Consider the following 20373-nt stretch of genomic DNA (forward strand, 5'->3'; position numbering starts at 1 on the left):
ATTTCCAACCAAAGTGTCCCGTTCGGTGGGAGTGTTTCTGTCCGGGTTACGACTGAGGAATCACTGTCATTGTGTATTATCTCGACGGATACGGTTCGATTCATCGGGCTAGCATTCCAAACCTGAATCGGCAAGCCATTCCCAGTTTCACCGACCTGGATGACGACAGAGGGTTCGGCTTTTGTTCCTTGGTATGGGGCTGGAACAGATGGATCAAGCGTCGGCTTGTCAGTCGTCGTTACATCGGGCGGGCCGCTGTGGGCAGAGAGGGTGGGAAACAGGAGTAGTGAAGCTACGATACCGACAGTGATGATGAGAAACACCGCAAGAAACGGACGAATATTCATCACGCAAGCAACTCATCTATGGCGGTATGTGTTTTCCGGTTGTTAAGTTTGCAGACGAATCGTGTATTCTACGCACGACGGGTCACCCGCAAACGGAGAGTGGTCACTCCACAGCACTTAACGAGCCCGCGACCCGTTCCAGCGCACTAAGACCAGTCACCTCGCCGGACTGGTCGGGAATCGTCCACACGTCAAGGTCGGGCAGCGACTCCCGGAGTTGTGCTATCGCCTCCTCCTGCACCGCCTGCTTCCCCTGACAGCGCTGACAGTCGCCGGCGTCCTCGATGACCTTGTTCACGACCAGCGTCGTCACCGGCACCTCGAACTCCCGGAGCTTCCCGACCAAGCGCTCCGTCTCGCGGACGGCCATCGTCTCCGGAATCGTGACGACCCGGAACGCCGTCTGTTCGGGGTCCCGCAGGACCATCCCGACCCGCTCCATCCGCTCGCGCATCGCGGTGAAGTCGTCCGGGCCGTCGTCGCGCCGGTTCGCCATCGGGCCGAACATCATGGTCCGGGCGGTGTTGACCTTCCGGCGGACCTGATCCCGGAGGTCCATCGCCGTCGCGACGCCGCGGTCCATCACGGACGGGAGGTCGAGCAGGCGGAGCGTGTGGCCGGTCGGCGCAGTGTCGAACACCACGCGGTCCCAGCGGTCGCTCTCGATGTACGTCGCCATGCCCTCGATGGCCGCCAGTTCGTCGCTGCCGGGCATCACGCCGGTCGTGAACAGGTCGGCGATTTCGTCCTCGTCCATCCGAATGCCGGCGTCAGCAAACTCCGACGCCAGCGCCTCGAACAGCGACCGGTAGCGGTCGATACCGGTCTGTGGGTCGATCTCGACACCCCATAGCCCCGACTTGATTTCCGTCGGGTCGCCGCCGACGTCGGTTTCGACGGCGTCGGCCAGCGAGTGTGCGGGGTCGGTGGAGACGACCAGTGTCTCGTGGCCCGCTGTTGCCAGCCGGTGACCGGTCGCCGCCGCAACTGTGGTCTTGCCCACGCCGCCCTTGCCGCCGTAGAGGAGGAACCGAGTCACACGACTGCCTAGGGGCTGACCGGTCTTAGTTGCTGACCAGCACTGTTCAGGGTCGAAGGACGCGGGAAAAACGGACTGTCGGAGCGCTCAGTAGTCGCGCTCGACGAGGTAGTTCGCGATGCCTTCGAGCAGATACCGGGACTCGTTGTCCGGCAAGACTTCGAGGTTCTGCTTGCCGCTCGCGATGAGGTCCTGCCCGGTCTGGCGGGCGTATTCGATTGACCCTACCTCTCGCAGACGCTCGACGGCGTCGTCGATTTCGGCTTCCGAAACGGCCTCGACAGAGTCCGTGTCGACGAGGTCGCCCACGTCGACGCCCTGCTGGCGAGCGTGCAGCGTCACCAGCGTCTGCTTGTTCTCGACGAGGTCGGACCCGCGCTGCTTGCCGAGTTTCTCAGAGGGCGTCGTCAGGTCCAGCAGGTCGTCCTGAATCTGGAACGCACGCCCCACGTCGAGCCCGTAGTTGTACAGGGCGTCGACGGTCTCCGCGTCGGCCCCGAGCAGCGTGGCCGGGATCGAGGCGGCCGCGCCGTACAGCACGGCCGTCTTGAGTTCGACCATCTCCAGGTACTCCTCGGGCGTGACGACGTCGCGTTGCTCGAACTCGATGTCGAGGGACTGGCCCTCGCAGATGCGGGTACACGTCGTCGCGAGTCGCTTGTTCGCCTCGACGGTCCGCTCGGGGGCCGCGCCCGTATCGAGCAGGAACTCGAACGCCTTCGAGTACAGCGTGTCGCCGGCGAGAATCGCCGTCGAGAGGTCGTACTCCTTGTGGACGGCGGGCACCCCGCGTCGGAGCGCGTCGTCGTCCATGATGTCGTCGTGGATAAGCGTGAACGTCTGGATGACCTCGATAGCGAGGGCGGCCGACATCATATCGGCCTGCCCGCCCTCGAGCGTCGGGAAGTCACGGTAGTCTGCCGTCAGCGGGTCGACGTCGAGCAGCGACTCCGCGACCAGCAGCAGGACCGTCGGGCGGAGCCGTTTCCCGCCCGCGTCCAGCAGGTAACGCGACGCCTCGTAGAGGTGGTCCGGCTTCTGCACCGGAAGGTCCTCGGGGAGGGCGTCGTTGACCCGGTCTCGTCGGGCGACAATCGCGTCTTCGACCTGCTGATGGCGTTCGGACATCGATTTACTCGGTGAGCTGGATCATGTTGCCGTTGCGGGTGATGTGGAGGTCCCGCCCGGCTTTGTAGCCCATGTTTTCCGCGAGGTCGACGTACGGTGCGAACCCTTCGAGGCTCTGGTGGGCCGGAATGACGTTCTTCGGCTGGAGCGCGTCGAGCATCTCGTAGTGGCCCTCCTCGCGGAGGTGGCCCGAAACGTGGATGTCGTCGTAGATGCGCGCGCCCTGCATGCCCAGGAGCTTCTCGGACTGGTAGCGCTGGCCCTCGTTGGTCGGCTCCGGAATGACCCGGGCCGAGAAGAGGACCTTGTCGCCGTCGTCTAGCTCGTAGGGCGTCTCGCCGCGGCCCATCCGGGTGAGCATCGCGCGGGGCTCGCCCTGGTGGCCGGTAACGATGGGGAAGAAGTTCTCCTTGCCCTCGTTCATGATCCGCTTGAACGTCCGGTCGACGGACTTCCGGTGGCCGTACATTCCCAGGTCTTCCGGGAAGTCGACGAAGTCGAGTCGTTCGGCCGTGCCGGAGTACTTCTCCATTGAGCGGCCCAGTAGCACCGGCTGGCGGCCGATGTCGTCAGCGAACTCGACGAGGCTCTTGACACGGGCGATGTGCGAGGAGAACGTCGTGGCGACGATGCCGCCGTCGTAGTCCTCAATGCTGGTCATGACGTCTTTGAGGTGGCGACGAGCGACGGATTCGGAGGGCGTGCGGCCCTTCTTACCCGCGTTCGTACAGTCCTCGATATAACAGAGGACGCCCTCGCCCTCGCGGCCGATCTCGCGGAACCGCTTCATGTCGATGGGGTCGCCGATGACCGGCGTGTGGTCCATCCGCTTGTCGAGCCCGTAGACGACTGCGCCCTCCGGCGTGTGAAGCACGGGGTTGATCGCGTCGATGATGGAGTGTGTGACGTTGACGAACTCCAGTTCGTTGCGCTCGCCGATGGACATCGTCTCGCCGGCGCTCATCTTGACGAGGTCGTTCTGGACGCCGAACTTCTCCTCGCTCTTGATCTGCTGTTTGACGAGTTCGATGGTGAACGGCGACGCGACGATGGGGGCGTCGTAGCGGTGGGCGAGCTTGGATATCGCGCCGATGTGGTCGAGGTGACCGTGTGTCGGCACGATGGCCTTCACGTCGCCTTCCAGGTCGGACATGACCCGGTCGTCCGGGATGGCACCCATGTCGATGAGGTCCAGCGAGTGCATCCGTTCCGTCTCGACGTTGTCGTGAATCAGTACCTTCGAGAGGTTCAGGCCCATGTCGAAGATGACGACGTCGTCCCCTGCACGGACGGCCGTCATCTGTCGGCCTACAGCCTCGTAACCGCCAATTGTCGCAATTTCGACTTCCATGGTTGTAGCTCCGAGTGGAAAGCCGGCCGCGGGCATCCGGTGGGGCACGGCAACGACGGTATCTGCAATGTAGGCGACTTCATCCGCGTCGGCGCTCCAGGCCAGTCGGGTACGCCCGTAGCCTGTGCAACCGCAGTGGGAGGGACTTCCGTCCCGCAACTTACATCCGCCGTCTGCCGGCCGCCGAACCGCAGTCCGCGAGCGGCCGTGCGCTCGGTTACTCCGGACTACAACGGCGCTTCTTAAAACGGTGTGGGTTCGTCGCTACTCGTCGTCTAAGGGGTCCGAGAGCGGGTCGTCGTCACTGGAGACGTCGAAACCAGTGACACCGTCGTCCGCGAGCGTCGTGTCCTCGTCGTCAGTCGCGTCCGCGTCCTGTGACTCCACCTCGCCCTGTACGCTCTCGTCGGCCCGGGAATCGGATTGCTCGTCAGCAGTGCCGCCACCGAACAGGTCGTCCGTCGTCCGCGGGCCACTGGACGTGTCTGCCCTACCGGATTCGTCGAGTAGTCGGGTGTCCTCGGTCACGGCGTCGTGCTGGTCCGCCTCGGCGTCATCTGGTGATCCGACAGCAGTGGGTCCGGTATCGGCTTCAGGTTCGGTTTCCCAGTCGTCGGCCGGTACTGGTTCGTCCGCTCCCCAGTCGTCAGCCGCAGCGGGTTCCTCGCTCTGCGTGTCGAACTCCGCAGGGTCCGGCGGAGTCCACTCCTGTGGTTCCGTGCTCGATTCTGGTTCCTCGGCGGCGTCCTCGGCGAGCAGGTCGCGGTCCGACTGCTCGCTGGGTTCAGACTGGGGCTCTACCGTTTCCGTCTCACCGGCGAGGTCCGTCGGGGATGGCTCCGCAGTGGTGTCGTCCACTGCTTCAGATTCCGGTCCAGCAACGTTTTCCGCCGGCTGTTGGTTCGATAGCTGTTCGTTCTGGGCCGTCTCCACTTCGTCTTCGTCTGTCGCCGCGGCCATCGTGTCGTCTGTCGCCGCGGCCATCGTGTCGTCTGTCGCCGCGGCCATCGTGTCGTCTGTCGCCGCGGCCATCGTGTCGTCGGTCGACGGTGGTCCTGAAGTGTCGTCGGTGTCCAGAAGGTCCTTGTCTGTCACTGGATCATCGCCTGCTACCGGGTCATCAGCTGTTGCCGGGTCAGCATCCGCCAGCGGATCTTCGTCGGCTGCCGTCACCGGTGCGTCATCAGTCCCGGCCGCCGAAGCGTCGGACGTAGCGGACGCCACTGTCCCGTCGGATGGGTCGGAGGGTTCCTGGGACGCGTGGATCCCCGAGTCTCCGGACGAGTCCGCGTCCGGCTCGGAGTCAGCGACCGGCTCCGATACCTCGGGTTCGGCCGTTGCCGGCTCGACAGTCGCTGAGTCGGCAGCCGGTTCCGTCTCCTGAGAAACCGCCGGTTCAGTCTCGGCCGACTCCGTCGTCGGTTCTTCCGACTCCGAATCCGATTCGGTCGCCGCGGACGCGCTATCATCGGCAGTTTCAGTTGCTGCCTGGTCGCTCGCTGGTGGACTGGCGGCTGCCACGTCACTCGCACCACGCTGTGCTGTCTGGGCCGCGAGCGTGCCCGCCATCGTCGCGTCGGCGATGAGCTTGTGGCTCAGGCCGAGCAGGCCGGAGAGCAACAGGAGCCCACCGAGCGCACCGACGACGACGCCGAGTACCGCGCGATAGCCTTGCGTCCCCGAGAACGAGTCGAGAGAGCCGTTCTGTATCAGCACGTACCCTGCAGCGATGAGGCCGCCACCGACGCCGGCGACGACAAGCAATGTCCCGAGAAACCTCGTTCCGTATCGATAGACGTCGGTCAGACCTACTGCAGACATAGTCGCATAATTGATAACAGAGGACAAATATGTTACGACAGCCGAAGAAGTGATATTTAAGCTACCAGTCTGCCAGACCTGGGCAGAGATACCCTGCATCAGCCAGCCTGGGCACACTATGGACTAAATCGCTTTCTGGGACGGGCCAGTCGACGACAGTAGTAGCAGTCTCACCAGTCGTCGTCATCACCAGCGATAGTCGTTCCCGGGCTCTCACCGGCGAGAAACGCGGGGAGTGCGTCGGGCCCGAACACGACGGCGGGGGCCGAGAGGGCGAGCAGCGCACGGACCTTGCCGGCCATCCCACCCGACACGTCCGTCGCGTCGCTCCCGCCCAGCGCCGATGCGACGGCCTCGAATGTCTCGATGCGGTCGATGACGGTCCCGTCTTCGTCGAGGACGCCGGGAACAGTCGAGCAGACGCCGACGCGGTCCGCGTCGACAGCGGGCGCGAGTTCGACGACCAGTTCGTCGCCGCTCAGAACCGTCGCGCCCGCACCGGCGTGTGCGACGAGGTCGCCGTGGAGGACCGGGACGAACCCCTCGTCGAGCAGCGTCGTGACCTGCGCCGTCGGCAGCGAAAGGTCACTGTCGGCGTCGCGTGTGGCCGCCGAGAACGGGTGGATCGGGACAGCCGGAACTCCCTGCCCAGTGAGTTCATCGACGACGGCGGCGTTGAGCCGACACATCGCGCCGTGGATGGCCTGTACGCCGTCCACGTCGTGGGTCCCCGCGGTCGTGCTGACACCGTAATCGGCGGCGTGGTGGTGGCCGAAGCTCCCGCCGCCGTGAACGACGACGATATCCTCCCCGACTGCCGATTCGGCGATAGCCGACGCCGCCGCCGACAGAGCGGCCGTATCGACCGTCTCGGGTTCGTCTTTCTCCGTGATGACGCTCCCGCCGAGTTTGAGGACGGCCGTCATTCCTGCCGGACCCCGTCGGTGTCCAGTTCGGCCCGGAAGACGTCCTCACACCCCGGCGTGTACTTCAGCGCCGTGAGCGCGTCGTCCGTCTCGTCCAGCGCGACGATACAGCCACCGCCACCGGCTCCGGTGAGTTTCGCGCCGTGTGCGTCGGCGTCGCGGGCCGCCCACACCATCGAGTCCAGCGACCGCGAGGAGACGCCCAGCGCCGAGAGCAGTCCGTGGTTGAAGTCCATCAGTTCCCCGAGCCGCTCGTAATCGCCCGTTTCCAGCACCGCTTCGCCCTCGCGGACGATATCGCCGATTGCCGTGACGGTGTCGGCAGCGAAGTCGTATTCATCGCGGAGGGTCCGGACGCCGGCGACCAGTGCGCCGGTGTCGCCGGCCCCGCCGTCGTAGCCGATGACGAAGGGGAGGGTGTCGATGCCGTCCAGCCGCCGGCAGTCGTCGCCCTCCACGCGGACCGCCCCGCCCATCGCCGAGCAGAACGTGTCCGCCCGCGAGGCCTGCCCGTCCTGTACCTCGTGTTCGACCTGATAGGCGCGGTCGGCGATTTCGCTCGCCGGCAGTTCGACGCCGAGTTCCCGGGTCGCCGCGTCTATCGCCGCGACGACGAGCGCGGCAGACGACCCCAGCCCCGCCCCGAGCGGGATGTCGCCCTCGACGGAAATCTCGAAGCCCGCTTCCGGCGCGTCGGCCGCGTCACGGGCCTGTGCCACTGCCTCGTTGACGTACCCCATGCCGGCTTCGACGAGCGATTCGGCGACGTCTACGTCCGGATGGCTCTCCCCGTCGCCGGTGTACTCGACGGTAAAGCCGTCCAGTTGCAAGTCGTTCGCGTGGATTCGCAATCCCTCGTCGATCTCGGTTGCCGTCACATGCACTCGCCGCTCGATGGCGCAGGGCACCGCCGGCTCACCGTAGACGACCGCGTGCTCCCCGAACAGGTACACCTTCCCGGGAGCGCTCGACGTGACCATACCCGCTCGTGTGCACCCAGGGCGTTAGGCGTTTTCGGAGTCGATGGTCAGGACGACCCTCGGGATACTACTCAGAGACAGTGTCGACATCGGTGAACTCAAACCGGGCGCCGCCGTCGCTGCCGCTGCCGACGCGGACCGCCCAGCTGTGGGCGTCAGCGACCTGTTTCACGATGCTCAGGCCGAAGCCGGTCCCTTCGACCGCCGTCGAGTAGCCGGCATCGAACACGTCCCCGCGGTCGGCCACAGGGATACCGGGACCGTCGTCCGCGACGTAGAAGCCGTCGGCCAGTTCGCCCACGGTCACGGTCACGCCGTCACCGCCGTGCTCAACCGCGTTGCGGACGAGATTCTCGAACAGTTGTCTGAGGCGGCTCTCGTCGGCGCGGATGGGCCGGTCTATGTCAGTGCGGAGCGTCGCGGCTTTCGTGTCGACGTTTTGCCAGCACGTCTGGACGAACGGTTCGAGGTCAACCACGACGGGCGAAGCGGGTGACGCGCCGTCGCGTGCGAGCGTGAGCAGGTCGTCGATGAGTGTATCCATCCGCTGGTGTGCGCCGTCGATGGCGTCGATATGCTCGCTATCGGATTCCTCTCGCAGGAGTTCGAGTTGGCCGCGAGCGACAGTCAGCGGGTTCCGGAGGTCGTGGCTGACGACGCTGGCGAACTGTTCGAGCTGTTCGTTTTGCTGTTCGAGTTCCTGCTCGCGCTCCTTGCGCTCCGTGAGATCACGGCTGATCGCCAGGAACCGGTCCTTGCCGTCGAGGCTGAGTCGGAGCAGATGTACTTCGACCGGCATCGTCGACCCGTCGCGGCGTTCGTACAGGCCTTCGAACTTCCGGCGCTCGTCGACACTGAACCCGGAAAGCTGGGTCTGCACGTCCTCGGCGTCGAACGTCAGGTCGAACTCCCAGATCGACCGCCCGATCACCTCGCTCTCGTCGTACCCCAGCTCCGCACAGAACCGCTGGTTCACGTCGCAGATCGTCCCGTCGGCGTCAAGCACGTCGATCATGTCCGGTGAATTCTCGAAGAGGGCTTCCAGCCGCGACGACGTTTCCTTTAATCGTTTCTCGCGTCGTTTCCGCTCCGTGATGTCCTGCTGGAACCCGACGTAGTTGACGACTGTCCCGTCGTCGTCTCGAACCGGCGCGATCCGAACCCTGTTCCAGAACTCGGTCCCGTTCTTCCGGTAGTTCCTGAGTTCGACCGTCACCCGCTCCTCTGCGTCAATCGCGTCCCGCATTGTAGCGACGGACTCCGGATCGGTGTTCTCGCCCTGTAGCATTCGGCAGTTCTTCCCGAGTAACTCCGGAAGCGAATAGCCAGTCAGGTCGCGGTAGTGGTCGTTGGCGTAGATCAGCGGATTGTCCGTCTGGCCAGGGTCGGTGATAACGACACCGACCGGGGCCTCGTCTATCGCGCGTTTGTTCCGGAGTAGCTTCTGTTCGCGCTCTTTCCGGTCGGTGACGTCCCGAGCGACGCCGACGATGCCGTCGATAACACCATCGACGACCAGCGGCGTTAGCTGGTACGCGACCACCGCGTGTCCGTGGCCGGGGAACTCCGCTTCGATTTCGCCGCTAAGCTGCTCCCGCGTTCCGTCGAGCAGTTCCTGGTAGCGGTCTCTCTCACCCTCGGTTCGAATACGCGGAACGAGTCTACTGGTCTGTCCTTCGAGCGCAGCGCGCGTCGTGTCGTACCACTCTGCTATGGTCTCGTTGACGATTTCGAACCGCCCCTCCGCATCGTAAATACAGGCTGCCTCCTGCATGGAGTTGACCATCCGCTCGTAGCTCCGGAGCGCTCGGTTCCGCTCGGTGGTCGCCTGCTGTGAGCGGTGATGCTCGACGGCGTCAAAGATTCGGTTCGTCAACTCCACATGCTGTTCGGTGCCCGGCTCTTTCCTGAGGTAGTCCGTGACACCGGCCGAAATCGCCTCGCTGGCGACCGCCTCGCTCCCCCGGGCAGTGTAGATAATAAACGGGAGGGTCGGATGCTCGTCACGGACCGTTTCCAGAAGCTCGACACCGTTCCGTTCGGGCAGGTCGTAGTCGGAGACGAGACAGTCTACGGTATCGTCAGCCAGCCTCGCCACAGCCTCGGGAGCAGTGCGCACCGTTTCGACCGTGAAACGGCCGTTCTCGCGTTCGAGCGCCGTCGACAGCGTTTCGGCGTCGTCCGAATCGGTGCCGACGTAGAGGACCTGAACCCTGTCGTCCCCGTTGACAGCGGTCTCAGACGTCATTCGGTATCCCGTTCGAGTCTGGCCATTGCGCCGGGATAGATATCGTTCCCTGCTCAAGAGCAGTCGGAGTGATATGGCTCTGGGAACTGTCTCGGGACAGGTCCGGTCGCAGGACAACTGCAAACGGCGCGGGACGATTGCCGCCAGTGGTGTTCTGCAGCAGTGTCATGATGGTCGAGTAGTCGGCTGTGAACGGGGCCCTCCCACCGTGACCGCGGCTGAAATCGGTCACCGGAGAGACGTTCAGTCCGCTGTTCTTGTACGCTTACACGGGGTTCTGCAGTAAATAGCTGATGACCAAGTCCCTGTCACGTCGATCCCGCACTGTGAGGCGACGACGACACCGGAGTGGTCACATCGGAGTCCGCGCTACCGTTCCTGCACGCGCATCGACATTTCCTGCCGAGGATGGGCGGTCAGCGACGGCAACAACTCCAGAGGCGTCTCCCCCTGAAACTCCAGTCGGTACTGGCTAGCCGTCGTCGCGGTGATGAGTTGTGCTTCGAGCATGGCAAGATGCTTTCCGATACAGTGGCGCGGGCCACCACCGAACGGGAAGTAGGCGAACCGCGGGCGCTCGCTGGCTCGTTCGGGCTTCCAGCGCTCCGGATCGAACGTCTCTGGGTCGTCGTAGAACCGCTCGGAGCGGTGGACGCCCCACTGAGGAACCATCAGCGTCGTCCCCGCCTCGACCTCGTAGCCCGACAGCGTCACGTCCTCGGTCGGCTCCCGGAATATGGTGTACACCGGTGGGTAGAGCCGCATCGCTTCCTGAATCACCCATTCGAGGTAGTCCAGTTCGCGGACGTGCTCCATCCCCGGCCGGTCGTCGCCGATGACGTCGTCGAGTTCCTCGTGGACCCGCTGTTCGACTTCGGGGTGTTCCGACAGCAGGAACCAGGTGTAGGTCAGCGTCAGCGCCGTCGTGTCGTGACCGGCAAGCAGCATGGTCATCATCTCGTCGCGCAGTTGCTCGGGCGACTGGTTCCCCTCGTCGCGTGCACGCAAGAGCACCGACAGGAAATCCATCGGGCCGTCCTCAGCCGTCCCAAGCGATTCTTCACGGACCGCGATGATGTCGTCCAGCACCTCGTCCAGCGTCCGCACGGCGCGGTCGAACTCGGCGTCGTCGGGCATCGGCATCCACTGGGGCATGGCGAACCGGATAGGGTCCGGCTCGAACCGCTGGCCAAGCGGCAACAGTTGTTCCTCGATGGTCCGGACTCGCTGCTCGGAAAGCTCGACGCCCATCATCAGGTCCAGAATTACGTCCAGCGTGACCCGGGTCATCGACTGCTCGGCGTCGATGACGTCGCCGTGGGACCAGTCGGCGATCCGGTCCTCCGCGTGGTCGGTGATGCGGTCGGCCATCCCCGACAACCGAGCCATCGAGAACGCGGGGTTGGCGAGCTTTCGCTGCTGCTCCCACGTCTCCCCTTCGCTCAACAGCAGTCCGTCACCTAGCAGGTCCCCCAGCGCGTCGCCCTGGAAGTCGGGCTTGCGGAACTGGTCGGCCTCCGAGACCAGTACGCGCTCGATTGCCGTCGGATCACACAGCATGACCGTATCCATCGGCCCCATGTCGAAGCGGGCGACATCGCCGTATGCTCGCTCCAGCGCCGAGATGAACCGGAACGGGTCCCGAGCGTACGTGCGGCTACTGCCGAACAGCGGTTCGCCCTTCGGTCCGGGCGGCGTCTTTGACATCGGCTGACGTTAGTGTCGGACACGCTTGAATGGCATGCCAAATGTCGGGCAGCGGGCGGTTCACGTGCATTCAGAGCCAGCGGTTGGCGTCTAGGTCCCAGTCGGTGTGTGCCGATATCCAGACGCCGCCGAGACCACCGAGAGCGCTGAGACCGACAGTGTACAGCAGAAAGAACGTGAACACGAGCGCCAGAAACAAGTCGTACCCCGGTGCGCCGGGCGGAATCCCGAACCCGAGGAGGCCGGCGATGTACAGCGCTGGGAGAAAGAGGGCAAGCAAGGGAACCATCGCGCAGACGCCGGCCAGCGTTCCCAGCCAGAGCCCCGTCCGGTAGCTGCCGCCGTGGTTCGCCGCGGCCACGGCACCCCCAGCCACCGACGAAAAGGGAACGAACGACAGCGCAACCGTGACGAGCGCCCCGATACCGGCGTTGGTCACCGACTCACGCATATGCGTTCTCGGTAGTGGCGTCCCCCGTGATGTAGTTACCGACAGCGCGGCTGGCCAGTCAGTCGCCGATGGTCGTGTCGTGCTTGACGTAGTTACCCAGCCAGCCGCCGAGCGCGCTCAAGCCGAGGAAATACGCGGCCGTCATGACTGTTCCGAGGACGAGCACGAGCAGTCCCACCGCGCCGAACACGCCCAGTGCTTCGGGCACAAATGCCAGAAATGCGGCCAGAAAGACGAACACGACCACGAAGAAGACCAGCGATATCGCCAGCCCGACGGCGCCGGACAGCAATCCGACACGGACGCCGTCGTCTCGCTCGCCGCCTTCGAGATAGCCGGCGATGCCACCACCGAGTAGCGGCGCAAGCGGGACGAATCCACTCAGCAGAGCGGTTGCGACGGCACCGATAATCGCGTTAACGAGTGTGTCTCCCTCTGCCATTTGCCAGCCCTACTCCGGGGCTTGTGGTAGGTCTTGTGTTGGCGATACTGGCATCGCCACTCGCACTTCGACAGCGAGAAAACGAAACAGTTCAGCGACGTTAGATGTCGGACTCGAAGTCGTCGAGTCCGTACGTCGGCTCGGCACCGCGGCGGTCGAGCGTCTCGTTGGCCAGCAGCCAGTAGACGACCGACAGCGCCTTGCGCCCCTTGTTGTTCGTCGGGACGACCAGGTCGACGTTCGACGTGGTGTTGTTGGAGTCACACATCGCGATGACCGGGATGCCGACCGTGATGGCCTCCTTGACAGCCTGGGCGTCACCGATCGGGTCGGTGACGACCACGATGTCAGGCTCGATGTAGCCGTCGTAGTCGGGGTTGGTCAGCGTGCCGGGGATGAACCGGCCGGTGCGGACGCGCGCGCCGATCGCTTCGGCGAACTTCTCGGCCGGGAACCGGCCGTACTGGCGCGACGACGCGGCCAGGATCTGCTCCGGCTCGTAGTTGGCCAGGAAGTCCGCGGCTGTGCGGATGCGCTCGTCGGTCATCGAGACGTCCAGCACGTAGAGCCCGTCAGTCCGGACGCGGTGGATGAACCGCTCCATGTCCTGGGTCTTCTGCTGGGTCCCGATGTGGACACCGGCGCCGAGGTAGTCCTCGACGGGGATGAGGAGGTCGGCCTCCGACTGCTCGTCGGGCATGACGTCCTCGTCCAGCTGTGGGCCGGCGGCCTCGTCGGCGTCGGCCGCTTCGTCGGCCTCCGTGTCGGCATCGGTTGGTTCGGCCTCTGTCGCCTCTGCGGCGTCGTCGGCGGGCTGTTCGGCTTCCGTTTCGGTCTCCGCGTCGACCGCTTCGTCGTCCTCGTCGGACGGGTCGAAGTCGGAATCGGACGCGTCGAGACCTTCTTTTTCGTTGCCGCTCATACTGCGTTGTCCTCGATACGGATTAGTTCGTTCAGCTTGGCTGTGCGCTCGCCGCCGACCGCGCCGGTCTTGATGAACGGTGCGTCAGTGGCGACAGCGAGGTGTGCGATCGTCGTGTCTTCCGTCTCGCCGCTGCGGTGGGAGACGACGGACTCGTAGCCGCTTGCCGTCGCCAGTTCGATGGCGTCGACAGCGTCGGTGAGCGTCCCGATCTGGTTCGGCTTGATCAGGATGGAGTTCCCGGCGTCGGCGTTGATACCGGCCTGCAGGCGCTCGACGTTCGTGACGAACAGGTCGTCGCCACAGACGAGCGTCTGGTCACCGACCTGTGCGGTCAGGTCGGCGAATGCCTCGTAGTCGTTCTCGTCGAGTGGGTCCTCAACGTAGACGAGGTCGTACTCCTCGACCTTCCCGGCGATGTACTCTATCTGCTCCTGGGTGGACTTGACGCCGTCATCGTAGACGTACCCGTCCTCGTCAGCGTCGTAGAGTTCTGCGCCGGCGACGTCGAGGCCGAACGAGATAGCGAAGCCGAAGTCGTCGGCGACGGTCTCGACGGCCTCGTCCATAATCTCGAACGCTTCGTCGTCCGAAACGGACGGTGCCCAGGCTCCTTCGTCGCCCTTGCCCGCTGGCAGGTCGCGGTCGGCCAGGATGTCGTGGACCTCCTGGTGGACCGCGGCGTTGGCGAAGACGGCCTCTTCGACGCTCGGCGCGCCGACGGGGGCCGCGAGGAACTCCTGGATGTTCGTGGCATCCGCGGCGTGTTCGCCGCCGCCGATGATGTTGCCCAGCGGCGTCGGGTACTCGTTGCCCCGGAACGTGCCGCCGAGGTGCTGGTACAGCGGTGCGCCCAGCACGTCGGCACCGGCCTTTGCGGCCGCCATCGAGATGGCGACCGCGCTGTTGGCCCCGATGCCGGAGAAGTCGTCGGTACCGTCGGCGGCGTGGAGCGCCGCGTCGACGTCACGCTGGTTCCCAGCGTGGACCTCGCCGATGAGCCGCGGGAGCGCATCCTCACGGGCGTTGGCGATGGCCTCGTTAGCGGGGAGTTCGATGGCCTCGTACTCGCCCGTGCTTGCGCCGCTCGGTGCCTTGCCACGACCGAAGCCCCCACTCTCAGTGAGAACGTCGGCCTCGACAGTCGCGTTCCCGCGGGAGTCGAGGACGCGGCGGAGTCGGATGTCAGTGATGAGCGTCATCGTTAATCACTCCTGTTGACCGTGAACGGTAGGACGCCAGCGTCGTACTCCTCGGCGGCGATGAGTATCGGCTGGGTGTGTTCCGTCTCGATGAGCACGGGAGCACCGTGAGCCAACTGCAGCGCTCGTGCGCCGAGTTTGCGGGCCTTCTCGTAGCGGCTTTCCTGTGCGTTCATTGGTAGGGTGAGACGATGTCGACGAGGTCTTTATGTGAGACGAGCATCCGGCGACAGCAGTGCCGCTCGACGCCGAGTTCGTCGAGGACCTTCTCCGGGTTCTCGGGCTCCTCGGCCTCGCGGGTGCGTGCTTTGAACTCTTCCCAGTGCTCGCCGACGACGTTACCGCACGTGAAACACCGAACCGGTACCATCATACCTGTATCACCTTAGCGGTACGATTTCTGGTAGCGGGCCCGCGCACCGGGGCCGCCCCACTTCTTGGGTTCGGACTGGCGAACGTCGTTGACCAGCAGCGAGCGGTCGAACTCCATGAACGCGTCACGGAGTTCGGCGTCGTTGGTGTGGTCGACGAGCCCGCGAGCGATGGCGGTTCGGGCGGCGTCTGCCTGCCCCATGACGCCGCCACCTTCGACGGACACTTCGACGTCGACCTCGCCGCGGAGGTCGTCCTCGGCGATGCGGAACGGTTCCAGCATCTTGAGCTGCGCCAGCTCGGGGTCGACGAGTTCGACCGGCTGCGAGTCGATACGCACGCGGCCCTCGCCCTCGCGAACGGTCGCGCGGGCGACGGCGGTCTTCTTCTTGCCAGACGTGTTCGTTACCATGTCTTGTTCGCTCCAAGCGTTTCGCTGATCTCGCCCAGCGTGACGAACTTGATGTTCGACAGTCGGTCAAGCGACGTGCCGTCTAGGACCTCGCCGTCCTCGTCGTACGGGTTGCCGAGGTAGACACGGACGTTCTCGAACGCCTCGCGGCCACGCTGCTTCTTGTGGGGCAGCATGCCACGGATGGTGCGCTTGAAGATGCCGTCCGGTCGCTTGGGGTAGAAGTACCCGTTGTCGTTACCGATGTCGACACGTTTCTTGTACTTCTCTGTGATCTGCTCCTCTCGGCCGGTGATCACAGCGCGCTCGGCGTTGACGACGGCGACCGTCTCGCCATCGAGAGCCTGTTCGGCGACCTGTGATGCGACGCGGCCCATGATACAGTCGCGGGCGTCAACGATGACATCCGCGTCGAATTCTGCGACGCTCATCGGATCACCCGGACGTGGGAGCCTTCTGGGTTGTTTTCGATTGCCTGTTCGAGTGATACAGCCTCTCCAACCTGGTCGATCTTCGTCTCGGCGGTTCCGGAGAAGTCGACAGCGGCGACGGTGACGTCCTTCTGCAGGACACCGGAGCCAAGCACCTTGCCGGGCACAACGACGGTTTCGTCTTCCTGGGCGTATCGTTCGATACGGCCGAGGTTGACTTCCGCGTGTGTGCGCCGTGGCTTTTCTAAGCGCTCGGCGACGTCGCCCCAGACAGCACCGCCCGAACTGCGGGCGGCTGACTTCAGGTCGGCGATGAGACTACTGAGTCTCGGGTTCGTCTTACTCATATGATTCCTCCGTTGTGGGAAAAGTGCAGGGAGCAGGATTTGAACCTGCGGACCCCTACGGGACAGCGCCCTGAACGCTGCGCCGTTGGCCAAACTTGGCTATCCCTGCGTGCGATTGTTCGTTTTGCGTGCCCCGTAAAACCCCTTTCGGTCCTCGCGCTCGGGGAGCGGGCGGTCATCGGTAGTGGTGGGGTGTGTCGGGGCATTGTGTCGTTACAGTTGGACTGCGTCTTTCAGTTCGGTCGCGCGGTCACGCAGCGTCTCGACCGCGCGCAGGACCAGTTCCTCGGTGGTGAACGACCCGTCCGTCTCGACGTGGAACACGAACGCGTTCGGCACGTCCGAGACCTCGACGTCTTTGCCGGGGTAGCGGTTCCGGAGGTCGTTGTCGAACTCGTCTGTCGCGACGAGTTCGCCGTTGGTGGCGTCGCCGGCGGCGTGTTCGGCCGCCTGCTCTTCGATGACGCCACGCAGGATGTTCGGGTCGTCGTCCTCGAACTCGCCGAGGTCGCCGACGACCTCCACCTGCTGGAGGTGTCGGTAGCCGACGGCCACGCCGCCCTGATGTTTGGCGTGTTCCCGACCGGTGTCGAGGACGGCGTCGGCCTCGACTTCGAGACGTTGGCCCTCCTTGAGATCGATGATCGGGATGTTGTCGTCGGCCGCCTCGACCATCGGGTCCGAGGAGACGAGGTCGCTGGAGTAGGCCGTGCTCGGCCCGTCGACGGACAGCGACAGCGTCACCTCGTCGCCGATCTCGAAGTCGTCGAGGTCGGTCGTCAGCGGGACCAGTCCCAGTCGGAGACCGATCTGCTCGTTGAACATCACGCTGGTGTTCTCGATGACGCGGACGGTGTCGATACTGAACGTCGGCACGTCCGCGACCATCGCTCGCCGGATGCCGTTGGCAAATGCCGGCGTGATGCCGCGCACGAGGATGCGGGCCTCGCGCTCGCCGCGTTCGACGAACTCAACCTCGTAGTCCTGTGTCATTGGTTAGAATCCGGAGTTCTTGGGTGCACGAGTGCCGTCGTGCGGGGTCGGCGTGACGTCCTCGATGCGACCGATCTCCAGGCCCGCTCGGGCGAGTGCGCGGATCGTCGCCTGCGCACCCGGACCGGGCGAGGTCTGGAGGTTGCCGCCGGGACCGCGGACCCGAACGTCGACGCCCTCGACGCCGCGGTCGAGGGCTTTCTCCGCAACGACCTCGGCCATCTGCATCGCCGCGTACGGCGACGCTTCGTCGCGGTTCTGCTTGACGACCGTCCCGCCGGAGCTCTTCGCGAGCGTCTCAGCGCCGGTCTGGTCGGTGATGGTGATAATCGTGTTGTTGAACGATGCGTGCACGTGGGCGATGCCCCAGATGTCTTCGGTTTCTTCGCTCATTCTTGGGCCTCCGCGCGCTCAGGATGGAGTTCGTCCGACAGCGAGCTGTGCTCGTCGAAGCCGACCGAGCTCTCGACGGCGGTCTCGACCGTCATGCCGGGTCGGGTGACACGAGCGTCGTCCAGCACGATGTGGCCGTGGACGATGAACTGGCGGGCCTGCTCGGGCGTGTTCGCGTAGCCCTTGCGGTAGACGACCGTCTGCAGGCGACGTTCAAGCACGTCGGTCACGTCGAGCGACAGCACGTCGTCGAGCTGGTCCTGCTCGTTGAGGATGCCGTAGCGCTTGAGCCGAGCGAGGAACTCCTCGGACTCGGTCTCGTGCTCGCCGGCGCTGCCCAGCAGCTTCCGGGCCTCACGGCGGTAGCCACGAAGCTCGGACTGTGCGCGCCAGAGCTCTTCTTTGTTCTTCAGGCCGTAGCGGCCGATGAGGTTGGCCTCGTCGGCGATTCGCTCGCCCTGGAAGGGATGATTCGGCGTCTCGTAGAACTTCGTGTTCGAACCAAGCGCCATTATTCGTCATCCTCCGCGGCGGCTTCCTCAGCCTGCTCCTCTTTGATCGCCTCGACGTTGACGCCGATGGTCCCCTCCGTCCGGCCGGTGGACTTGGTACGCTGTCCACGGACCTTCTGGCCGCGCTTGTGGCGGACACCGCGGTAGGAGTCGATCATCTTCATGCGGTTGATGTCCTGCCGGCGGGTGAGCTGGAGGTCGTTGCCAGTCTCGTGGGTGGTCTCACCAGTGAAGTAGTCCTTCTGGTGGTTGGCCATCCATTCGGGCACCTCGTCGGCGAAGTTCTCGACGTGGTCGACGACGCGCTCGATGACGTCGTCGTCGAGCTTGCCGAAGACCGCGCGCCGGTCCACGTCCGCCTTCTGGGTGATGATTCGGGCGGCCCGGTGGCCGATACCGTTCAGTTCTGTCAGTGCTCGCTCGACGGATTTCGTCCCGTCGAGGTCTGTCTGTCCGATACGGACGAAATAGCGGATGTCCTCCTCCTCTTCGGCATCCGCGTCCTCGCCCGCGTTGGGGTCTTCTGCACTCATATGTAGGTACTGATGGGTGAGCGTCGTGGCGGGGATTCGAACCCCGGAGGCTGTACGCCACAGAGTTAGCAACCCTGCGCCTTGGGCCAGGCTTGGCTACCACGACACGCGTTCTATGACACTCGCGCCCGCAGCACGCGGACTCGGGGGCCGGTCCCCCTACACGAGTCTATCCGATTCTATTCCGGGGTTGTATTTAAACGCAACGAAGGGGCCCGACAGCGTGACTTCGGGACATACCCACAGAGACATGGAATCGCAAGCATCGCTGCACTTGTCAGGTGCCAGCACAACACATTCGTCGCTAGGCGCCCATGTCGGCGTATGCGTCGGTGCATCACTGACGGCGGCAACAGCGTCGACCCGACCGACCGAACAGCGGTCCGTGACCACCTGGAACGGTTCGCAGGGTCCGGCACGGTTACCGAAACGGACGACGGCACGCTCCGGGCCGACTTCAGCGGCCGAACCCACGTCGCAGTGGCTCCCGATGGTACGATAGACACCGGGATGCCGCTCCACTCGTTTGCCGGGACGCCGGAGCGGTTCGTGTTCGACCACGACAGCGGCGAGTTGCGCGCCGAGTTGGACGGGGAGAGCGTCTACGTGTTTCGACATCCATAGAGAGATGTGTTCTTCGCGCACGCGAGAGTGACCTTAGAACTTATCCGCTGTTGCGGGGCCGGGGCAGCGGGCTGCCCGCATTCGACGGGTCACAATCCTTATCGCACCTCCGGGACCTACTCCTGTGCATGAATACAGACGACGTACGCGAGCGCCTGCGAACGGTCGAGGACCCGGATCTGGGAGCCGACATCGTCTCACTCGGGCTGATCAACAGCATCGACGTGACTGACGACGAGGTCAGCATCGACCTGGCGCTCGGTGCGCCGTACTCGCCGACGGAGACGAGCATCGCGAACGAGGTCCGCGAGGCGATGGGCGACATCGACCGTGAGATAGACCTCTCCGCGAGCGTCGACCGCGGTGTCCCGGAGGCCGAAGACCCACTGCCGAAGGTCAAGAACGTCATCGCGGTCGCCTCGGGGAAGGGCGGGGTCGGCAAGTCCACCGTCGCGGTGAACCTCGCCGCCGGCCTCTCGCGGCTCGGCGCCCGCGTCGGCCTGTTCGACGCCGACGTGTACGGGCCGAACGTCCCGCGGATGCTCGACGCCGACGAATCGCCCCGCGCAACCGAGGACGAGGAGATCATCCCCGTCGAGAAACACGGGATGAAGCTGATGAGCATGGACTTCCTCGTCGGCAAGGACGACCCGGTCATCTTCCGCGGGCCGATGGTCGACAACGTCCTCACGCAGCTCTGGGACGACGTGCTCTGGGGCGAACTCGACTACATGGTCGTGGACCTGCCGCCGGGAACCGGCGACACGCAGTTGACGATGCTCCAGCAGGTGCCCGTCTCCGGGGCTGTCATCGTCACCACGCCGGAGGAAGTCGCCCTCGATGACGCCCGAAAGGGACTCCGGATGTTCGGTCGCCACGAGACGCCAGTGCTTGGCATCGTCGAAAATATGTCATCGTTCGTCTGTCCCGACTGTGGCGGCACGCACGACATCTTCGGCAGCGGCGGCGGCCGCGAGTTCGCCGACGAGACGGAGATGCCGTTCCTCGGCGAGATTCCGCTCGACCCCGAAGTCAGGGAAGGGGGCGCGACCGGGGAACCGCTCGTCCTTGATGAGGACAGCGACGTCGGCGAGTCGTTCCGCGACATCGCCGCCCGCACCGCCAACATGCAGGGCATTATCCACCGAAAGCGACAGAGCGACAGCCAGCGCGCCCAGCCAGAGCAGTAAGG

At 64.7% G+C, this 20373-nt stretch carries 23 protein-coding genes and 2 tRNA genes; 2 read left to right on the plus strand and 23 right to left on the minus strand.

Going from position 1 to position 20373, the window contains the following annotated elements; all coding sequences use genetic code 11:
* Positions 1-450: 450 nt before the first annotated feature.
* From Har1131_RS13485 to Har1131_RS13600, 23 genes are all read right to left on the minus strand, one after another.
* A complete protein-coding gene (locus tag Har1131_RS13485; protein WP_014039768.1) occupies positions 451-1386 on the minus strand; it encodes an ArsA family ATPase in 936 nt (311 codons plus the stop codon).
* An 87-nt stretch (positions 1387-1473) separates the two neighbouring features.
* Positions 1474-2514, minus strand: coding sequence for a geranylfarnesyl diphosphate synthase (gene idsA3 / locus Har1131_RS13490; protein ID WP_014039767.1), 1041 nt, complete (start codon positions 2512-2514; stop codon positions 1474-1476).
* Between the two features lie 4 nt (positions 2515-2518).
* Positions 2519-3865 carry a ribonuclease J gene (locus tag Har1131_RS13495; RefSeq protein WP_050038279.1) on the minus strand — a complete coding sequence of 449 codons (1347 nt, stop codon included), beginning with the start codon at positions 3863-3865 and terminating at the stop codon, positions 2519-2521.
* Between the two features lie 264 nt (positions 3866-4129).
* On the minus strand, positions 4130-5686 hold the full coding sequence (locus tag Har1131_RS13500) for a hypothetical protein (RefSeq protein WP_151146859.1): 1557 nt from the start codon (positions 5684-5686) through the stop codon (positions 4130-4132).
* A 170-nt stretch (positions 5687-5856) separates the two neighbouring features.
* Positions 5857-6612, minus strand: coding sequence for an isopentenyl phosphate kinase (locus Har1131_RS13505; protein WP_014039764.1), 756 nt, complete (start codon positions 6610-6612; stop codon positions 5857-5859).
* Complete coding sequence (gene mvk / locus Har1131_RS13510) at positions 6609-7592, minus strand: mevalonate kinase (RefSeq protein WP_151103021.1); 984 nt, start codon at positions 7590-7592, stop codon at positions 6609-6611. The genes Har1131_RS13505 and mvk overlap by 4 nt, the downstream gene beginning before the upstream one ends.
* Positions 7593-7659: 67 nt before the next feature.
* Complete coding sequence (locus tag Har1131_RS13515) at positions 7660-9840, minus strand: PAS domain S-box protein (RefSeq protein WP_151146862.1); 2181 nt, start codon at positions 9838-9840, stop codon at positions 7660-7662.
* Positions 9841-10209: 369 nt separating this feature from the next.
* Positions 10210-11547, minus strand: a complete 1338-nt coding sequence (locus tag Har1131_RS13525; protein WP_050037678.1) for a cytochrome P450 — start codon at positions 11545-11547, stop codon at positions 10210-10212.
* A 70-nt stretch (positions 11548-11617) separates the two neighbouring features.
* Complete coding sequence (locus Har1131_RS13530) at positions 11618-11998, minus strand: DUF5518 domain-containing protein (RefSeq protein ID WP_014039760.1); 381 nt, start codon at positions 11996-11998, stop codon at positions 11618-11620.
* Positions 11999-12056: 58 nt separating this feature from the next.
* Positions 12057-12440 (minus strand): DUF5518 domain-containing protein, encoded by a 384-nt coding sequence (locus tag Har1131_RS13535; protein ID WP_014039759.1) that lies wholly within the window; start codon positions 12438-12440, stop codon positions 12057-12059.
* Positions 12441-12540: 100 nt separating this feature from the next.
* Positions 12541-13362 carry a 30S ribosomal protein S2 gene (rpsB, locus tag Har1131_RS13540; protein WP_050037677.1) on the minus strand — a complete coding sequence of 274 codons (822 nt, stop codon included), beginning with the start codon at positions 13360-13362 and terminating at the stop codon, positions 12541-12543.
* Entirely contained in the window at positions 13359-14564 is a 1206-nt protein-coding gene (eno, locus tag Har1131_RS13545; protein ID WP_050037676.1) for a phosphopyruvate hydratase, read from the minus strand. The genes rpsB and eno overlap by 4 nt, the downstream gene beginning before the upstream one ends.
* Positions 14565-14566: 2 nt before the next feature.
* Positions 14567-14740 (minus strand): DNA-directed RNA polymerase subunit K, encoded by a 174-nt coding sequence (locus Har1131_RS13550; protein WP_004516796.1) that lies wholly within the window; start codon positions 14738-14740, stop codon positions 14567-14569.
* Entirely contained in the window at positions 14737-14937 is a 201-nt protein-coding gene (locus tag Har1131_RS13555; protein ID WP_023843157.1) for a DNA-directed RNA polymerase subunit N, read from the minus strand. The genes Har1131_RS13550 and Har1131_RS13555 overlap by 4 nt, the downstream gene beginning before the upstream one ends.
* A gap of 12 nt (positions 14938-14949) precedes the next feature.
* On the minus strand, positions 14950-15348 hold the full coding sequence (locus Har1131_RS13560; protein WP_004516798.1) for a 30S ribosomal protein S9: 399 nt from the start codon (positions 15346-15348) through the stop codon (positions 14950-14952).
* Positions 15342-15779: a 50S ribosomal protein L13 gene (locus Har1131_RS13565; protein ID WP_008310363.1), complete on the minus strand. Its 438-nt coding sequence runs from the start codon at positions 15777-15779 to the stop codon at positions 15342-15344. Before Har1131_RS13565 ends, Har1131_RS13560 begins: the two co-directional genes overlap by 7 nt.
* Positions 15776-16126, minus strand: a complete 351-nt coding sequence (locus Har1131_RS13570; RefSeq protein WP_004516800.1) for a 50S ribosomal protein L18e — start codon at positions 16124-16126, stop codon at positions 15776-15778. Before Har1131_RS13570 ends, Har1131_RS13565 begins: the two co-directional genes overlap by 4 nt.
* Positions 16127-16150: 24 nt before the next feature.
* Positions 16151-16235, minus strand: a tRNA-Leu gene (locus Har1131_RS13575).
* A gap of 104 nt (positions 16236-16339) precedes the next feature.
* Positions 16340-17119 (minus strand): DNA-directed RNA polymerase subunit D, encoded by a 780-nt coding sequence (locus Har1131_RS13580; protein ID WP_004963344.1) that lies wholly within the window; start codon positions 17117-17119, stop codon positions 16340-16342.
* A gap of 3 nt (positions 17120-17122) precedes the next feature.
* The gene (locus Har1131_RS13585; RefSeq protein WP_004516802.1) at positions 17123-17512 is read right to left on the minus strand and encodes a 30S ribosomal protein S11; all 390 of its coding nucleotides are present in this window, start codon (positions 17510-17512) and stop codon (positions 17123-17125) included.
* Positions 17509-18024, minus strand: coding sequence for a 30S ribosomal protein S4 (locus Har1131_RS13590; RefSeq protein ID WP_004593562.1), 516 nt, complete (start codon positions 18022-18024; stop codon positions 17509-17511). Before Har1131_RS13590 ends, Har1131_RS13585 begins: the two co-directional genes overlap by 4 nt.
* Positions 18024-18557 (minus strand): 30S ribosomal protein S13, encoded by a 534-nt coding sequence (locus tag Har1131_RS13595; protein WP_008310371.1) that lies wholly within the window; start codon positions 18555-18557, stop codon positions 18024-18026. The genes Har1131_RS13590 and Har1131_RS13595 overlap by 1 nt, the downstream gene beginning before the upstream one ends.
* Before the next feature lie 21 nt (positions 18558-18578).
* Positions 18579-18663: transfer RNA gene (locus Har1131_RS13600), tRNA-Ser, on the minus strand.
* Positions 18664-18881: 218 nt separating this feature from the next.
* Between Har1131_RS13600 and Har1131_RS13605 the strand changes: the two genes are divergently transcribed.
* The gene (locus Har1131_RS13605; protein ID WP_050037675.1) at positions 18882-19181 is read left to right on the plus strand and encodes a hypothetical protein; all 300 of its coding nucleotides are present in this window, start codon (positions 18882-18884) and stop codon (positions 19179-19181) included.
* Between the two features lie 128 nt (positions 19182-19309).
* Positions 19310-20371 carry an Mrp/NBP35 family ATP-binding protein gene (locus Har1131_RS13610; RefSeq protein WP_146417511.1) on the plus strand — a complete coding sequence of 354 codons (1062 nt, stop codon included), beginning with the start codon at positions 19310-19312 and terminating at the stop codon, positions 20369-20371.
* The last annotated feature ends 2 nt before the right edge of the window (positions 20372-20373 follow it).

The organism is Haloarcula sp. CBA1131, from assembly GCF_008728975.1.
Lineage (GTDB): Archaea > Halobacteriota > Halobacteria > Halobacteriales > Haloarculaceae > Haloarcula > Haloarcula hispanica.

Bases quoted from the DNA above. Each gene is read 5' to 3' on its own strand.
- idsA3 (WP_014039767.1), bottom strand. From the start codon at position 2,514: ATGTCCGAACGCCATCAGCAGGTCGAAGACGCGATTGTCGCCCGACGA.
- Har1131_RS13495 (WP_050038279.1), bottom strand. From the start codon at position 3,865: ATGGAAGTCGAAATTGCGACAATTGGCGGTTACGAGGCTGTAGGCCGA.
- Har1131_RS13500 (WP_151146859.1), bottom strand. From the start codon at position 5,686: ATGTCTGCAGTAGGTCTGACCGACGTCTATCGATACGGAACGAGGTTT.
- Har1131_RS13505 (WP_014039764.1), bottom strand. From the start codon at position 6,612: ATGACGGCCGTCCTCAAACTCGGCGGGAGCGTCATCACGGAGAAAGAC.
- mvk (WP_151103021.1), bottom strand. From the start codon at position 7,592: ATGGTCACGTCGAGCGCTCCCGGGAAGGTGTACCTGTTCGGGGAGCAC.
- Har1131_RS13515 (WP_151146862.1), bottom strand. From the start codon at position 9,840: ATGACGTCTGAGACCGCTGTCAACGGGGACGACAGGGTTCAGGTCCTC.
- Har1131_RS13525 (WP_050037678.1), bottom strand. From the start codon at position 11,547: ATGTCAAAGACGCCGCCCGGACCGAAGGGCGAACCGCTGTTCGGCAGT.
- Har1131_RS13530 (WP_014039760.1), bottom strand. From the start codon at position 11,998: ATGCGTGAGTCGGTGACCAACGCCGGTATCGGGGCGCTCGTCACGGTT.
- Har1131_RS13535 (WP_014039759.1), bottom strand. From the start codon at position 12,440: ATGGCAGAGGGAGACACACTCGTTAACGCGATTATCGGTGCCGTCGCA.
- rpsB (WP_050037677.1), bottom strand. From the start codon at position 13,362: ATGAGCGGCAACGAAAAAGAAGGTCTCGACGCGTCCGATTCCGACTTC.
- eno (WP_050037676.1), bottom strand. From the start codon at position 14,564: ATGACGCTCATCACTGACATCCGACTCCGCCGCGTCCTCGACTCCCGC.
- Har1131_RS13550 (WP_004516796.1), bottom strand. From the start codon at position 14,740: ATGAACGCACAGGAAAGCCGCTACGAGAAGGCCCGCAAACTCGGCGCA.
- Har1131_RS13555 (WP_023843157.1), bottom strand. From the start codon at position 14,937: ATGATGGTACCGGTTCGGTGTTTCACGTGCGGTAACGTCGTCGGCGAG.
- Har1131_RS13560 (WP_004516798.1), bottom strand. From the start codon at position 15,348: ATGGTAACGAACACGTCTGGCAAGAAGAAGACCGCCGTCGCCCGCGCG.
- Har1131_RS13565 (WP_008310363.1), bottom strand. From the start codon at position 15,779: ATGAGCGTCGCAGAATTCGACGCGGATGTCATCGTTGACGCCCGCGAC.
- Har1131_RS13570 (WP_004516800.1), bottom strand. From the start codon at position 16,126: ATGAGTAAGACGAACCCGAGACTCAGTAGTCTCATCGCCGACCTGAAG.
- Har1131_RS13580 (WP_004963344.1), bottom strand. From the start codon at position 17,119: ATGACACAGGACTACGAGGTTGAGTTCGTCGAACGCGGCGAGCGCGAG.
- Har1131_RS13585 (WP_004516802.1), bottom strand. From the start codon at position 17,512: ATGAGCGAAGAAACCGAAGACATCTGGGGCATCGCCCACGTGCACGCA.
- Har1131_RS13590 (WP_004593562.1), bottom strand. From the start codon at position 18,024: ATGGCGCTTGGTTCGAACACGAAGTTCTACGAGACGCCGAATCATCCC.
- Har1131_RS13595 (WP_008310371.1), bottom strand. From the start codon at position 18,557: ATGAGTGCAGAAGACCCCAACGCGGGCGAGGACGCGGATGCCGAAGAG.
- Har1131_RS13605 (WP_050037675.1), top strand. From the start codon at position 18,882: ATGCGTCGGTGCATCACTGACGGCGGCAACAGCGTCGACCCGACCGAC.
- Har1131_RS13610 (WP_146417511.1), top strand. From the start codon at position 19,310: ATGAATACAGACGACGTACGCGAGCGCCTGCGAACGGTCGAGGACCCG.